The 15,824-nt window shown below is 34.6% G+C and carries 13 protein-coding genes; 12 read left to right on the forward strand and 1 reads right to left on the reverse strand.

Features of this window, described 5'->3' with window-relative positions; all coding sequences use genetic code 11:
• Positions 1-250 precede the first annotated feature (250 nt).
• The 12 genes from isaB (at position 251) to CD155_RS10990 (ending at position 15,194) form a co-directional block, all read left to right on the forward strand.
• Positions 251-799, forward strand: a complete 549-nt coding sequence (isaB, locus tag CD155_RS10930; RefSeq protein ID WP_103213347.1) for an immunodominant staphylococcal antigen IsaB family protein — start codon at positions 251-253, stop codon at positions 797-799.
• Positions 800-925: 126 nt separating this feature from the next.
• Complete coding sequence (locus CD155_RS10935) at positions 926-1,762, forward strand: M23 family metallopeptidase (RefSeq protein WP_103213348.1); 837 nt, start codon at positions 926-928, stop codon at positions 1,760-1,762.
• Between the two features lie 334 nt (positions 1,763-2,096).
• Positions 2,097-3,608 (forward strand): M4 family metallopeptidase, encoded by a 1,512-nt coding sequence (locus CD155_RS10940; protein ID WP_103213349.1) that lies wholly within the window; start codon positions 2,097-2,099, stop codon positions 3,606-3,608.
• 571 nt (positions 3,609-4,179) lie between these two features.
• Entirely contained in the window at positions 4,180-4,389 is a 210-nt protein-coding gene (locus tag CD155_RS10950; protein ID WP_103213351.1) for a hypothetical protein, read from the forward strand.
• Positions 4,390-4,632: 243 nt separating this feature from the next.
• Positions 4,633-5,094 carry an arginine repressor gene (locus CD155_RS10955; protein WP_002444616.1) on the forward strand — a complete coding sequence of 154 codons (462 nt, stop codon included), beginning with the start codon at positions 4,633-4,635 and terminating at the stop codon, positions 5,092-5,094.
• Positions 5,095-5,432: 338 nt separating this feature from the next.
• Positions 5,433-6,668, forward strand: a complete 1,236-nt coding sequence (arcA, locus tag CD155_RS10960) for an arginine deiminase (RefSeq protein ID WP_070871625.1) — start codon at positions 5,433-5,435, stop codon at positions 6,666-6,668.
• Between the two features lie 118 nt (positions 6,669-6,786).
• Positions 6,787-7,794 (forward strand): ornithine carbamoyltransferase, encoded by a 1,008-nt coding sequence (gene argF / locus CD155_RS10965; RefSeq protein WP_103213352.1) that lies wholly within the window; start codon positions 6,787-6,789, stop codon positions 7,792-7,794.
• Between the two features lie 122 nt (positions 7,795-7,916).
• Positions 7,917-9,347 carry an arginine-ornithine antiporter gene (gene arcD / locus CD155_RS10970; RefSeq protein ID WP_037541725.1) on the forward strand — a complete coding sequence of 477 codons (1,431 nt, stop codon included), beginning with the start codon at positions 7,917-7,919 and terminating at the stop codon, positions 9,345-9,347.
• Positions 9,348-9,365: 18 nt separating this feature from the next.
• Positions 9,366-10,310 carry a carbamate kinase gene (gene arcC / locus CD155_RS10975; RefSeq protein ID WP_103213353.1) on the forward strand — a complete coding sequence of 315 codons (945 nt, stop codon included), beginning with the start codon at positions 9,366-9,368 and terminating at the stop codon, positions 10,308-10,310.
• A gap of 167 nt (positions 10,311-10,477) precedes the next feature.
• A complete protein-coding gene (locus CD155_RS10980) occupies positions 10,478-11,164 on the forward strand; it encodes a Crp/Fnr family transcriptional regulator (RefSeq protein WP_002444611.1) in 687 nt (228 codons plus the stop codon).
• Between the two features lie 373 nt (positions 11,165-11,537).
• Positions 11,538-14,336 carry a fibrinogen-binding adhesin SdrG C-terminal domain-containing protein gene (locus CD155_RS10985; protein WP_103213354.1) on the forward strand — a complete coding sequence of 933 codons (2,799 nt, stop codon included), beginning with the start codon at positions 11,538-11,540 and terminating at the stop codon, positions 14,334-14,336.
• 99 nt (positions 14,337-14,435) lie between these two features.
• Positions 14,436-15,194 carry an alpha/beta hydrolase gene (locus tag CD155_RS10990; RefSeq protein WP_103213355.1) on the forward strand — a complete coding sequence of 253 codons (759 nt, stop codon included), beginning with the start codon at positions 14,436-14,438 and terminating at the stop codon, positions 15,192-15,194.
• A 210-nt stretch (positions 15,195-15,404) separates the two neighbouring features.
• Here the strand turns inward: CD155_RS10990 and CD155_RS10995 are convergent, their stop codons facing one another.
• Positions 15,405-15,716, reverse strand: a complete 312-nt coding sequence (locus tag CD155_RS10995) for an SdpI family protein (protein WP_115177449.1) — start codon at positions 15,714-15,716, stop codon at positions 15,405-15,407.
• Between the last annotated feature and the right edge of the window lie 108 nt (positions 15,717-15,824).

Consider the following 15,824-nt stretch of genomic DNA (forward strand, 5'->3'; position numbering starts at 1 on the left):
GAATAAACCTCTGACAATTCACTCGAGAAACATTAGACATCAAGGTAACATGGACAATTTAGCCACCACTTATCAAACTAAATTCGATACGATTAAACTATTATGGTATGAATTTTCCTCGAATATTTTTAAATAACTAAAAAAGTACTCTCTTTTGTATATATAAATTAATTGTACGCCATCTGAATAAGGGGTATAATCTATAAGACCGTGCGACATGCCGGCGTTTTCAGAAAGAGAGGTTATTCCCATGAATACAAAGACAAAGAAAATGATTGCTTCCACTTTAGCCTTCGGTACATTACTTGGTATTGGTGCAACTTCGACACCAACTCAAGCACATGCTGCAACTCAAACTCACCAAACTACACAAACTGCATATTATACTTATAACGGTAATGCTGGTTACAATGCTAAATTTGTACTGGACAAACAATTCTGCACAGCACTTAATAAAGGTAAAGTGACGTTTAATGGTATTAAATTAGCGCCTACTAAATCTTCAAAAACTACGACTAAATATGACCAATTATTCCGTGAATATTCTAAAAAAGATAAAACTGCTTCAATTGTAGATATTTCCTTAAAAAATAAATTATCTTTAAAAGATGTTCAATCTACTTATGGTAAGAACCTTAAAAAAGTAAGTAATGGAAAAAATAATATGACTGGTATTTATTATGCTAAACCAGGTAAAAATGGCGCAACGATTTGGTTTGATGCTACTAAAGGTAAAATCGATCGCATAGTTATTGGTTTTGAAAAAACGAGCACAGTCAAAAAAGTAATTAAAAAATAATTTTTTAATGATAGGCTCTCAACAGTGAGGGTCTATTTTTTCTATTTTCAAGAGGCTAAAAAGTGTGATAACTATAAAATTTAGGGAATATATTTAATGAATATGAGGCATCTGGAGGGGATTATCATGAACTTGAATAGACTTATCAATCTCATTGAGAATAAAAAGCATAATGAGATATACAAACTATTCTCTAAGAGTATGAAAAAATCTGTCAGTAAGCGGATGTTAAAAGAGACATTAGACCTTTATATGAAATTTGCTAAAAAGCATAAATTGTATGTAGATATTGGTAATGCATCTAGTGGTGAAAAGATTTGGTTAGATGAATATCAAAATTATGGGGTTTTTGTGCTTATAGAGAATGACGTGATTCATAGTCTTATATTAAAACCATTATATTATTTTAAAGATAAATGGACTCAACTTACATATAACTTGCCAATTAAAGATGAATGGCTGGTATATTGGGGCGGAGACAATGAATTGTTTAATTACCACTATAATTATGAAACGCAACGTTATGCTTATGATTTAGTGAAACTTGTAAATGGAAAGACGATGTTTGATGGGGGACAATTCTGCGCTAATTATTATAGTTTTGGAGCGGATGTAGTCGCTCCGATTTATGGAGAAATTGTCAGGGTAGTCAATCATGTGAATGATAATACACCAGGTAATACCAATGAAAATGAGCCTTTCGGAAATTACGTTATGATTAAGCATGATCGCAACGAATATAGTGTTTTAGCGCATCTAAAGAGAAATTCAATTACTGTACGTGAGGGAGATATTATTTATTCTCAAGAGGTCGTAGGACAATGCGGGAATTCAGGAAATTCGTCAGAACCACATTTACATTTTCAAGTTATCAATGCTCCAGATTTGGAAAAGGGACAATCATTAAAAATTAAATTTGAAAATGCAACGCAACCAATTAAAGGAGAAATTTTAAAAAATTAGCATAAAAGAATCACTTAATAAATGATTAGGTGATTTTTTGTGCTTTTAAAAACCTTTATTCCCAATGGATTAAACGCAATCGTCTAACGCTAAACTATATCAAGTATAATTTAATTATTAATTTTATTACATCTTAATTAATAAAAATAACTTATATTAATCCATCAAAGTTAAAATTTTAACATAAGTGGTGAGAATAATGAACAAATTATTTATACAAATAATTTATAAGTGAAGACTGTGTGAAATAAATGAAAATTTCATTTACTTTTCAAAAAAATATAATTACGATGACGCTGTAAGTTGCTTTTAAAATTTTTAAGGAGGTTACGAGATGAAGAATTTTTCGAAATTTGCACTTACAAGTATCGCAGCACTTACAGTAGCAAGCCCCTTAGTCAATACGGATGCCAATGCGAAAAAGGGATCAGCGACACAGAAAATCAATGCGGAAGTAACGCAACAAACCGATGCACCTAAAGCATTAAAAGCGTTGCCAGATTCGCAAAATGTCAAAAATCATTATAAAGATTACGCTGTTACTGATACCCAAAAAGACAACAAAGGTTTTACCCATTATACCTTACAACCTAAAGTTGGTCATACTTATGCCCCTGATAAAGAGGTAAAAGTTCATGCTAACTCAAAAGGGAAAGTCGTATTAATTAATGGTGACACTGATGCGAAAAAAGTGAAACCAACAAACAAAGTCTCTATCAACAAAGAACAAGCCTTAAGTAAAGCTTTTGAAGCAACGAACATCAACCGTGACAAAGCGAAAAATATGAAAAACGATGTGGTAAAACAAAACAAAGTTGAAATCGACGGCAAAACGAATAAATACGTGTACAACGTCGAATTTATTACTACATCGCCTAAAATTGCGCATTGGAATGTAAAAGTAGATGCGCAAACAGGAAAAGTTGTTGATAAAATGAACATGATTCATGAAGCGGCTACAACTGGTACTGGTAAAGGTGTTCTTGGAGATACGAAAGAAATCAATATTAACAGTATCGATGGTGGCTTTGCATTACAGGATTTAACACATAAAGGACAACTTTCTGCTTATAATTATAGCGATGGTAGCGGTCAATACAGTTTAATAAAAGACAGAGACAAGAATTTCACGGATGATAATCAACGCGCTGGCGTCGATGCCAATTATCACGCTAAAGAAGTATACGATTATTATAAAGATACTTTCGGTCGTGAATCATATGATGATAAAGGAAGCCCAATTGTTTCATTAGCACATGTTAACAATTTCCAAGGTTCAGATAATAGAAATAACGCCGCATGGATTGGCGATAAAATGATATATGGTGATGGAGATGGACGTACATTTATCCCACTCTCAGGTGCTAATGATATCGTCGCTCACGAAATCACTCATGGAGTGACTCAAGAAACTGCTGGTCTAGTTTACCGTGATCAATCAGGAGCATTAAATGAAAGTTTCTCAGATGTTTTCGGTTACTTTGTAGATAATGACGATTTCTTAATGGGTGAAGATGTTTACACACCAGACCGTGATGGAGATGCATTAAGAAGTATGTCTGATCCAGAAGAATACGGTCAACCATCTCACATGGACGACTATGTGAATAAAAGTTCAGATAATGGTGGTGTTCACACTAACTCAGGTATTCCAAATAAAGCAGCTTACAACACTATCCGCAGTATTGGTAAAGATAAAGCTCAACAAATTTACTACAGAGCGCTTACAGATTACTTATCTTCTAACTCAGACTTCCAAGATGCCTTACATCAATCCGCATTAGACTTATATGACGAAGAAACAGCTAATGAAATTGAAAAAGCATGGGAAGACGTTGGTGTATAATCAATTAGAATTTCAAATGTTTTAACTTGAACAAGAAGTATATGACATATTAACGGAACGAAAATCAAACGCCTTAATAAACAAGAATTAATGTTAAACACTTACAATGCTACTCGCCTCAATATAGACATTGTTGACCTCACTGGCTCCTTGCTCTTGATTAGAGCAGGGGGCTTTTTAATTTCTAAAGGGGAGACTGCGGGTTGTCTGACTGTAGTGACCCTTCCCTCCTGGAAAGTTGGTCTAATCACGTTCATATATTGTGTCTTTCACAACTTTTTATCTTAAGACGAACATGTTATAAAGAAATTAACAGAAATGATGCTTGAGGTGTTACTCAATGGAAGATCCGAAGAAACACTTTAAAGGATTAAAGATGATTAATGTGTTACTGATAGTTTTGGGTTTGATTACTCTCGTGATAGGTACGCTACAAACATTTGGTATCCTCTCTTTACCTTTTATAGTGATGTATTCACTCATTTTCATCATAATTGTTCTAATATTTATAAAATCAGTCTTTACGCTCAAAAAGCATGAATAAAAAGTCAATTTGATTAGGAGTGAGCTTTTGAGAAATTTTCATTCTAAATTATCAATAAAAGATATTTTACTAATTATTATATGTATACTTATTGCTGTTGCATGTTTTTTAATTACATTCGACATTGTAGAGTTACCTATTAAACATGCAAATACAGTAGCTACTATTTTTACGATTATTGTTTTTATAAGTTTAATTAGAACTAATAATAAGAAACGTAAACGAGATGGTTCATAGTTTATAAAGAAAAATAGAACAAATTAAGCAAATCCCTAAATGAAACTCACTCATTTAGGTTATATTTTAATCAACATCAAGCTTTTAATATCATCTCTTTCGATCATTATTTCTAATTTGTCACAAAATTTTACATACTTTCTCATAATCTTTTAACAATAGAATGATAAATTATTATTAAATAAAAAGAATTTTTAATATATAACTCAATTTAAATTAGATGTAAAGAGGAGTTTATCATTAATGAAAAAAAGCAAACGACAAGATTTAGTGACCATGATTGTTAAACAAAATCACATCTATAAAAAAGCAGATATCGTCGATTACATCGATGATCACTTCGGCATACGCTATAGCATGACGACCATCGCCAGAGACCTTAGAGAACTCAATATCTTCCGCCTCCCAGCCGATGCAAAACAATTTGAATACAAAATCCTTAATAATCAATCACAAATTGACGCCAAAATAAAACTAGATGATTATCTCGAAACAGAAATCATTAACACTGTGATTAAAGAATCATATATACTAATTAAGACGTCACCAGGATTTGCACAAAGCATCAATTATTACATTGATCAATTACAACTTAAAGAAATCATCGGTACCATCAGTGGTAATGATACAATTATGATACTTACACATTCTAAGGCACTGGCAGAGTACGTGTATTACAAAATATTTAATCATAATTATTCATAAAACTTCATAATTAAATAATTTAAATCTTAAACCTGGTAAACGCTTTAATTAGGTTTGCTAGGTTTTTTGTTTTACAAAAAGATTGACTTCACATAATGACTAACTATTCATTTAAGTGAATAAAAAACTTTTTATCGAAACATTCATTATTTCATATTAATTGAATATTCATTTTCCATACGGAATAACAGTATAAAAATGTATATTCAAACACATAAGTGTATTGAATAACCAAATTGTACAAAACTTTCCACATCGAACTTGTGAATATAATCACATAAAATATCGCAAATTCGCTATACACTCAAGCTGTAGTTATAGAAAAGGAGGAAATGAATATGGCAAATGGACCCATTCAAGTAAACAGTGAAATTGGTAAACTTAAAACCGTTTTGCTTAAACGTCCTGGTAAAGAGTTGGAAAATTTAGTTCCTGACTATTTAGATGGACTATTGTTTGACGATATTCCTTATTTAAAGGTGGCGCAACAAGAGCATGACCGGTTCGCCAAAGTATTACAAGATGAAGGAGTAGAAGTACTTTACTTAGAGCAATTAGCTGCAGAGAGCATTGAAGATTCGAATATTAGAGAACAATTTATCAATGATGTTCTAGCAGAATCTCGTAAAACAATTCTTGGTCATGAAAAAGAAATTAAAAAATTATTCTCTACATTGTCAAACCAAGAATTAATTAACAAAGTCATGGCTGGTGTGCGAAAAGAAGAAATTAAATTAGAATCTACACACTTAGTTGAGTACATGGATGACAAATATCCATTCTACTTAGACCCAATGCCAAACTTATACTTCACACGTGACCCACAAGCATCAGTAGGACGAGGCATGACAGTGAATCGTATGTTTTGGAGAGCAAGACGTCGAGAATCCATCTTCATTTCATATATTTTAAAATATCATCCTCGCTTTAAAGATGCAGATGTACCTGTATGGTTAGACCGTGACTGTCCTTTCAATATAGAAGGGGGAGACGAACTCGTACTTTCTAAAGATGTACTTGCAATCGGAATTTCAGAACGTACGTCAGCTCAAGCCATCGAACGTTTGGCACGACGTATTTTCCAAGATCCATTATCAACTTTCAAAAAAGTCGTAGCGATAGAAATTCCAACAAGTCGTACATTCATGCATTTAGATACAGTATGTACTATGATTGACTATGATAAGTTCACTACGCACTCAGCGATTCTTAAAGCAGAAGGTAATATGAATATCTTCGTTATTGAATACGATGAATCTGAAAATGATATCAAAATTTCACACTCAAGTCATCTTAAACAAACGTTAGAAGAGGTGCTTGGTGTCGACAATATCGAATTAATCCCTACAGGTAATGGCGATGTCATTGATGGCGCGCGTGAACAATGGAATGACGGTTCTAACACATTGTGTATCCGTCCTGGAGTTGTAGTCACATATGATCGTAACTATGTATCTAATGAATTGTTAAGAAAACACGGCATCAAAGTAATTGAAATACCTGGAAGCGAGCTTGTTCGCGGACGTGGGGGCCCAAGATGTATGAGCCAACCACTATTTAGAGAAGATTTATAGTATAGTTATATTGTAATTGTAAACGTTTTCGAAAGCGCATAAATAAACATATCATTGCACCTATTGAAGACGATGATCAATTTTATAGCGACTCATTAAATGAAAGGAGCGTATATTTATGGAGAAAATCCGGAAACCATTCGATTTAAAAGGTAGATCACTACTTAAGGAAAGTGATTTTACCAAGGAAGAATTTGAAGGTTTAATCGATTTTGCCATGACGTTAAAAACGTATAAACAACAAGGCACAAAGCATCATTATTTAGAAGGTAAAAACATCGCATTACTATTCGAGAAAACGTCAACTCGTACGCGTGCTGCATTCACAGTCGCATCTATCGATTTAGGTGCACATCCTGAATTTTTAGGTAAAAATGATATTCAATTAGGTAAAAAAGAATCCGTAGAAGATACTGCGAAAGTGCTAGGTAGAATGTTTGATGGTATAGAGTTTAGAGGATTCTCACAAGAGACAGTAGAACAACTTGCTGAATTCTCTGGTGTACCAGTTTGGAACGGATTAACTGATGAATGGCACCCAACTCAAATGTTGGCAGACTTTATGACGATTAAAGAAAATTTCGGACATCTTGAAGGTATTAATTTAACATACGTTGGAGATGGACGTAATAATATGGCACATTCATTAATGGTGGCAGGCGCAATGCTTGGTGTTAACGTGAGAATCTGTACACCTAAAGCTTTAAGCCCTAAAGAAGCATATGTTGACATTGCCAAAGACCGAGCTTCTAAGTATGGTGGTTCTGTTTTCGTTACTGACAAAATTGATGAAGCGGTTAAAGGCGCAGATGTTATATATACAGATGTCTGGGTTTCAATGGGCGAAGAAAGTGAATTTGAAGAACGTATTAACTTGTTGAAGGACTATCAGGTCAACAAAGCTATGTTCGATTTAACTGGTAAGGACGATACCATTTTCCTACATTGTTTACCAGCATTCCACGATACACAAACTCAATATGGTCAAGATATATATGAGAAATATGGACTAAGTGAAATGGAAGTTACAGACGAAATCTTTAGAAGTGAGCACTCTAAAGTATTTGACCAAGCTGAGAATCGTATGCATACGATTAAAGCTGTGATGGCGGCGACATTAGGCTAGGTTAAATCAAATTACTATAACAGGGACGATAGATATACGCTAATTTCCCAAACCACTCCCAACGAAACGATGCATTAAATAGCGTACATCTATGTGTCCCTACTTCTAAAGGAGAAATGAATATGAGCGAATCAGGAGAAAATAAGTTAAGTCAATCATCATTGATAGGTCTCGTTATAGGATCAATGATTGGTGGCGGTGCATTCAACCTCATGTCTGATATGGGTGGCCAAGCCGGTGGTCTCGCAATTATTATTGGATGGATTATTACAGCTATAGGCATGATTTCATTAGCTTTTGTATTTCAAAATCTAACGAATGAACGTCCTGATCTCGATGGTGGTATTTATAGTTATGCACAAGCTGGATTTGGGGACTTTATAGGTTTTGCCAGTGCATGGGGATATTGGTTCTCTGCATTTTTAGGCAACGTCGCTTACGCAACACTATTGATGTCTTCAGTAGGGAACTTCTTCCCAATTTTCAAAGGTGGTAACACATTCCCAAGTATACTTGTTGCCTCAATTTTATTATGGGGTGTTCACTTCCTTATATTAAAAGGTGTAGAAACTGCGGCATTTATTAATAGTATTGTAACCGTTGCGAAGTTAATACCTATTCTACTCGTTGTCATTTGTATGTTAGTTGCCTTTAATTTTGATACTTTCAAAGAAGGGTTTTTCGGCATGAATGCACACGGTGCGTTACCATTTAGCTTTGGAAACACAATGTCTCAAGTAAAAAGTACAATGCTTGTAACCGTATGGGTATTCATCGGAATAGAAGGTGCCGTCGTCTTCTCAAGTCGTGCTAAACGTAAGAAAGATGTAGGTACTGCTACAGTGATAGGATTAATTTCAGTATTACTCATATATTTCTTATTAACTGTACTTGCCCAAGGTGTCATCATTCAGAACCATATCTCTAAATTGGAAGCACCGTCTATGGCACACGTACTTTCATACATTGTCGGCGACTGGGGTTCAACACTAGTTAACATTGGCTTAATTATCTCAGTATTAGGTGCCTGGTTAGGTTGGACATTACTCGCTGGTGAATTGCCATTTATCGTTGCGAAAGATGGGTTATTCCCTAAATGGTTTGCTAAGGAAAATGAAAACGGCGCACCTGTGAATGCGTTATTAATCACGAACATATTAGTTCAAATCTTCTTGATTAGTATGTTGTTCACGGATAGCGCGTACCAATTCGCATTTTCACTAGCATCAAGTGCCATTCTTTATCCATACATGTTTAGCGCATTTTATCAAGTTAAATATACAATTGAACATAAACAACATGCGACACCAAAACAATGGACAATTGGTATACTCGCATCTGTTTACGCAATATGGTTAGTCTATGCAGCAGGATTTGACTATTTATTATTAACGATGTTGCTTTATATTCCAGGGCTTATCGTTTATTCAATCGTTCAGAAAAACAACCGAAGACGTTTAACACGCGTAGATTATATCTTCTTCGCAATCATCATAGTTCTAGCAATTGTGGGACTAGTTCGACTATGTAGCGGCGCGATTAATGTATTCTAGATAAAGGAGCGATGAGTTATGAATAAAAAAATTGTCATCGCATTAGGCGGTAATGCGATTCAGACATCTGAAGGTTCAGCAGAAGCACAACGACGGGCGATTCACATGACTATGCAATCACTTAAACCTTTATTTCAATCAAATAAAGATATCGTGATTTCACATGGTAATGGACCTCAAATAGGCAATTTACTCATTCAACAATCTAAATCAGACAGCGCACAGACTCCTGCTATGCCACTCGATGTGTGTGGGTCTATGACGCAAGGTATGATAGGCTATTGGTTAGAGACCGAAATTAATCGAGCATTATCAGAAATTGGTAGCGATCGAGCAGTTGGAACAATTATTACTCGTGTAGAGGTTGATAAAGATGATCCTCGATTAAACCGCCCAACAAAACCGATTGGTCCGTTTTATACTGAGGAAGAAATGCACGCTTTAAAAGAAGCACAACCTGAAGCGATTTATAAAGCAGATTCTGCAGGTCGAGGATATAGAAAGGTTGTTGCCTCACCATTACCAATTTCTATTCTAGAACACCAATTAATTAGCACACTTGTCGAACAGAAAAATATTATCATCGCTTGTGGCGGTGGGGGTGTGCCAGTTGTGAAGAGTGAACACACATATGAAGGTGTCGAAGCGGTTATTGATAAAGACTTTGCTAGTGAAAAATTAGCAGCCCTCATTGACGCAGATACGTTGATGATACTAACAAATGTAGAACACGTGTATATTAATTTTAAAGAACCAAATGAAGAAAAGTTAACAGACATTGATATTGAAACTTTAAAACGTTATGCGAAAGAAGGTAAGTTCGCTGAAGGTTCGATGTTGCCGAAGATTGAAGCGGCAATTGAATTTGTTGAAAGTGGAAATGATAAAGAAGCAATTATCACTAATTTAGAAAATGCTTATCATGCGTTCGACAAGCAAGCGGGTACACATATTCACAAATAAATGTTGAATAATCAAGCTATTGGAACCATAAGAACGATGGCCCCCTCCCCTTAATCAATAAACATCTATGAAGTGGCGTTTCTTTGACACTTTAACGCCAACTTCATATTTGAAAGATGTATAGCGTTCTCCCTTTCAATAGCTTTAGGTAGTAAGGAGTTTATGTTATGGCTGGAAATCAAATTTTTTGTAGAGAAAATGAACTTGATGAAAGTTTCAAACAACTTGCGTCTTATATTCATATACCTGTTGGCGTTTTACTTCCGTTTAAAAGCCAGTGTTTTGTTAGGCATTATAGTAAGGGACAAGTGATTTACTTTTCATCAGACGAAACGACACACGTTTATTTATTATTACAAGGAAATATCATGAGAGAGAATTTTAATTTAAATGGCGACATGTATCGTTATTTAAATAGAGAAAAAGTGCTGTTCCCGTTGAATAACTTATTTCAAGATAAGGTGCCAAATGAAATGTGTACGGCTTTGACGGATTGTGAAGTCATAGGCATTCCTCGTGATTTAATTGAATACCTGTGCAAAACGCATGAAGATATCTTCGTAAGGTTATTTGAATTACTGAGTGAAACCCAATGTCAGCACATTGAATATAATATGGCGTTAACCAGCAAGCTTGCGAAAGAACGCGTGACTAAGATTTTACGTTATCTATGCCACACTGTCGGATACGATAATGAAGAATTCTACGAAATAAAACAATTTATGACAATACAACTGTTAAGTGATATGGCAGGCATATCTCGAGAAACAACAGGACATATTATTAATGAGCTTCGAGAAGATAAAGTTCTATTTAAAAGTAATAAAAATTGGTTGATCAGCAAAGAATTATAAAGACGAATTTTAAATTTGAAATTTCGATTTGAAGAAATTTTCATTTTGCCATTCTAGTTAAAACACACTCTAAATTAAATATATATTCTATTAAAGCATTAGTTGAATTACTTTCTAGCGAAATAATTCTGACTAGTGCTTTTATATTTAAAAAGAAATTAATACCTATTTAATAATATATGTATACACTACATAAATCAAATTATAATTAAATATTAAAACATACAACCAAAAACAATTGCATTTCATATAAAGATTATCATTAATTTTTAAATTAACTCTTTTATATAATCGAGAAATGTAGTATTCTTTATCTTGTGATTAAATTAAAATCACAAATTTTTTTAGGAAGTGATGTATTTTGAGAAAAAGGATGGATTTCGTGCCTAACAGGCATAACAAGTATTCCATTAGAAGATTTACAGTAGGAACGGCATCAATTTTAGTTGGTGCAACAATAATTTTTGGAGTTGATCATGAAGCAAAAGCGGCTGAGCATTCTACCGACACTGCTTCACTCACTTCAAACAATGAGGAAGCTTCGAATAGTAGCCCAGTTGGACAGCTAGGAGATACTCAAAAAAAGACTCATACCACACAAAACAACCATAACGTCCAACAACTAGATAATCAGTCAGATGAAGTTGGCACATCATTAAAAGCCCAAAACAATGATGCCCAATCAGCAGAGAAAACTTCGACTGAAACGTCTAAAGAAGTAATGCAAAATCACACACGCAATGCTAAAGATTTATCAGGTGACGCCCAATCAACTGATAACACAACAGAAAAGCAACAAGAAGTAAAAAATAATAATTCAAATCAAGAAACATTAACAACAAACAATCAAACAACAAAAAATACTCATAAAGTTTCTCGAGATGAAGATGTAGAACAAGCGAATAAACAATCAACAAATCATAACGCGAAAGAAACTGAGCATACAGTTCAAACAACTAAAGCCCAAAACCCTGAACTGCAAGCATCAGTAAAACAAAATTCACAGTCACAAACATCGCAAAGTTCAAAACGTATTTCACCTCAAGAGCAGGCTACACAAACTTATAGCCTTCAAGATAGTGCTTCAACTCGTAACCAATCAGCTCAAAAGTCAGTTAATAAAGTTAATGGATTAAACAATTCTAATACTCGACATCATTCGTTATCCAACTCACCGATAGATGATCAAGCGAATGAAAAGAATGCAATACAAGTTCAAGCTACACCTAGAACAGTTTCAAGATTTGCACAGCCTGTAAGTAGAGCTGCAACAAATGAAGCGAATTCAGAACAACAAGGTTCTAACGTTAACGATAAAATAAATGTTGATAGTTTTAATGTGTCGAAAAAGTCTTTTGACCCTAACCATAGTGGCTATTCAGATTTAAATGCATCATTTAGCGTGAATGGAAAGATTAAAGAAGGCGATTATTTTACTGTTAAATATCCACAACGTGTTACTGTTAATGGTGACGTAAATTATGAGAAACTTAATAATCAAATGAAGGTTAAGCCATTAACAAATGCCAATGGAGATGTGGTAGCTAATGGTATTTATGATGTAAATAGTAAGACGGTAAAATATACTTTTACGAATTTCGTTAATGACAGAAATAATATTAAAGGGAACTTCAAGTTGCCAATTTTCACAGATAGAAAGAATACGCCTCATAGTGGTAACTATAGTAGTACATTTAATATAGCTGATAAGAATTACACTGAGACTTTAAATATTAGCTACGATTCACCGTACCAAGGTATAAAAGACGCTTATGGACCAAATATTAGTTCGTTTATAACAGATATCGATTTGCATTCAGGCAGTGAAGACTTTAAGCAAAAGATTTATGTTAATCCTATGGAAAATACATTATATAATTCAAATGTGCGTATTCAGGGTTATCAAACTGATCAAAGTAAATCAAGTACAATTATTGATAAAAATACAAAATTCAAAATTTACCAAGTGAAAGACGCAAGTCAATTGAGTGAGAGTTATTATAACGATACTAATAGTTCAAACTTAGTAGATGTCACAAATAATTTTAATGGATGGATTACTTACAATAGTGATAACTCTGTTAACATTCAATTTGGTCATATTGATGGCGCTTATATTATCGAAGTTGAAGGTAAATATGATAGTAAGAGCGGCCAAAATGTTAAGACTAGAGTTTCAGAAACGAATGATACTGCAAGTGGCGTGAGAAGACAGTTCTACTGGGATAACGAAAATATAGTTAAACCAACAGATGGTTCAGCTGATGGGGATTTAGTGGTCGGCAGTGATTCAGACTCAGACTCAGACAGCGATTCCGATTCAGACAGTGATTCCGATTCAGACAGTGACTCCGATTCAGATAGCGATTCCGACTCAGATAGCGACTCCGACTCTGATAGTGACTCAGATTCAGACAGTGACTCAGATTCAGACAGCGACTCGGATTCAGACAGCGATTCTGACTCAGACAGTGACTCCGACTCTGATAGTGACTCAGATTCAGATAGCGACTCCGATTCGGATAGTGGCTCAGACTCAGACTGTGGCTCAGACTCCGACTGTGATTCAGATTCCGACTGTGGTTCAGACTCAGATTGTGGCTCAGACTCAGATTGTGGTTCCGACTCAGATTGTGGTTCCGACTCAGATTGTGGCTCAGACTCCGACTGTGATTCAGATTCCGACTGCGGTTCCGACTCAGATTGTGGCTCCGACTCCGATTGTGATTCAGATTCAGACAGTGACTCCGATTCAGATAGCGATTCCGACTCAGATAGCGACTCAGATTCAGATAGTGATTCCGACTCCGACAGTGACTCAGATTCAGATAGCGATTCCGACTCCGACAGCGATTCTGATTCAGACAGTGACTCAGATTCAGACAGTGACTCAGATTCAGATAGCGACTCAAATTCAGATAGTGACTCAGATTCAGATAGCGATTCCGACTCTCACCATGAGACACCAGGTACACCATCTCATCAAGATTACTCAACACCAACACATCATGAAACAAATCATCACAGCCATCATGCTAAAGAGAAAGGTTTACCAGATACTGGTAATGATGATAGTACACATAACGGTACATTATTTGGAGGATTGTTAGCCTTATTAGGTTCTTTATTCTTCTTCGGAAACAAACGTAGAAATAGAAAAGATGAACACTAAATATTTGATTTAGACCCGGGCCTTAGTGCTCGGGTTTTTCTGTGAAATAAAGAAAAGTAAGGTAAAATAAAGAAGAATATGAATTAAGGAGTGAAGCATATGGCTTTAATGACATTAAATTATAGTTCACCGACAATAGGAATGCATCAAAATTTAACAGTCATCTTACCGGAGGACACAACATACTTTGATAGCTCCAATTCTCCTAAACAACTTAAAACACTTTTACTTTTACATGGTTTGTCAAGTGATGAAACGACGTATATTAGATATACGAGTATTGAACGATATGCCAATGAACATCAACTCGCTATTATTATGCCGAATGTAGATCACAGTGCATATGCTAATATGGCATACGGCCATAGTTATTATGATTATATTTTAGAAATATACGACTACGTGCATCAGATTTTACCACTTTCAAAGAAACGTGAAGACAACTTTATTGCAGGTCATTCCATGGGAGGGTACGGTACAATTAAGTTTGCGCTGACTCAACCCCATAAGTTTTCCAAAGCAGCACCATTATCTGCAGTATTTCAAGCACAACATCTTATTGATATAGATTGGATAGACTTTTCCGCCAAATCTATCACAGGAGAGAATACCGATATTACAGGAACAGAATTAGATACATATTACCTCCTCAATCGAGCTATAGCGTCGAATGCTGATATTCCTGAATTGCTTATTATGTGTGGAACTGAAGATTTCTTATATCAGGATAATTTAGAGTTTATTCATTATTTAGATGAAAAGGGAATCCCATATACATTTGAAGAAAGTCCTGGCGAACATAATTACGCATATTGGGACAAAGCGATCAAAACAGCGATAGAGTGGTTCGTAAATTAGTGGAAGTTTAAACCTAAAGGCAACATTTAAAATATATTTAATGAGGCTAGGACATAATTAATTGTCTCAGCCATCTCTAACATATTGGCAGTAGATGTCTGAATTAAAAGTGCGCTTATATCAAGCTTCTTTTAATCCTAGCCATCCTTGCCGGGGTGGGACAACGAATATAATTTTGCTAAATTATATTTCTGTCCCTCTCCCTTAAATTTAGATATTTCTATTCACCTTGAAAACTAACCAATACAACAGAATTGAAACAACAATGGTTTCTACAATGATTGAAATAATCAGCCAATATTCTAATTGACTTAAATTGATAATTAAGTAAATATCAAGAATGGTCCAAGGTAACGCAATGAATATCACTTTCTTATAAATTTGGAAACTATATAATGTGAATAATTTTTGAGCTTTTGCCCAACTTTCGTCATTACGTAAAGCTTTTCTAGTTCGAAATCCATACGTTTTGTTACGTTGTGTTGGGGGAGTTAATTTGAATAAATAGGTTACTGCTAACATGATTATGCTTTTGAAAAGTAGAACTATTTTAATCACTCCTTTTAAGTTAATTTAATCTATAACTATTTTATCAAATAAATTGATTTATGTTTTTCGATATATTAATTT

It is taken from the genome of Staphylococcus caprae (assembly GCF_002902725.1).
Classification (GTDB): domain Bacteria; phylum Bacillota; class Bacilli; order Staphylococcales; family Staphylococcaceae; genus Staphylococcus; species Staphylococcus caprae.

Coding starts and splice junctions, on each gene's coding strand:
- isaB (WP_103213347.1), top strand. CDS start 251: ATGAATACAAAGACAAAGAAAATGATTGCTTCCACTTTAGCCTTCGGT.
- CD155_RS10935 (WP_103213348.1), top strand. CDS start 926: ATGAACTTGAATAGACTTATCAATCTCATTGAGAATAAAAAGCATAAT.
- CD155_RS10940 (WP_103213349.1), top strand. CDS start 2,097: ATGAAGAATTTTTCGAAATTTGCACTTACAAGTATCGCAGCACTTACA.
- CD155_RS10955 (WP_002444616.1), top strand. CDS start 4,633: ATGAAAAAAAGCAAACGACAAGATTTAGTGACCATGATTGTTAAACAA.
- arcA (WP_070871625.1), top strand. CDS start 5,433: ATGGCAAATGGACCCATTCAAGTAAACAGTGAAATTGGTAAACTTAAA.
- argF (WP_103213352.1), top strand. CDS start 6,787: ATGGAGAAAATCCGGAAACCATTCGATTTAAAAGGTAGATCACTACTT.
- arcD (WP_037541725.1), top strand. CDS start 7,917: ATGAGCGAATCAGGAGAAAATAAGTTAAGTCAATCATCATTGATAGGT.
- arcC (WP_103213353.1), top strand. CDS start 9,366: ATGAATAAAAAAATTGTCATCGCATTAGGCGGTAATGCGATTCAGACA.
- CD155_RS10980 (WP_002444611.1), top strand. CDS start 10,478: ATGGCTGGAAATCAAATTTTTTGTAGAGAAAATGAACTTGATGAAAGT.
- CD155_RS10985 (WP_103213354.1), top strand. CDS start 11,538: ATGGATTTCGTGCCTAACAGGCATAACAAGTATTCCATTAGAAGATTT.
- CD155_RS10990 (WP_103213355.1), top strand. CDS start 14,436: ATGGCTTTAATGACATTAAATTATAGTTCACCGACAATAGGAATGCAT.
- CD155_RS10995 (WP_115177449.1), bottom strand. CDS start 15,716: ATGTTAGCAGTAACCTATTTATTCAAATTAACTCCCCCAACACAACGT.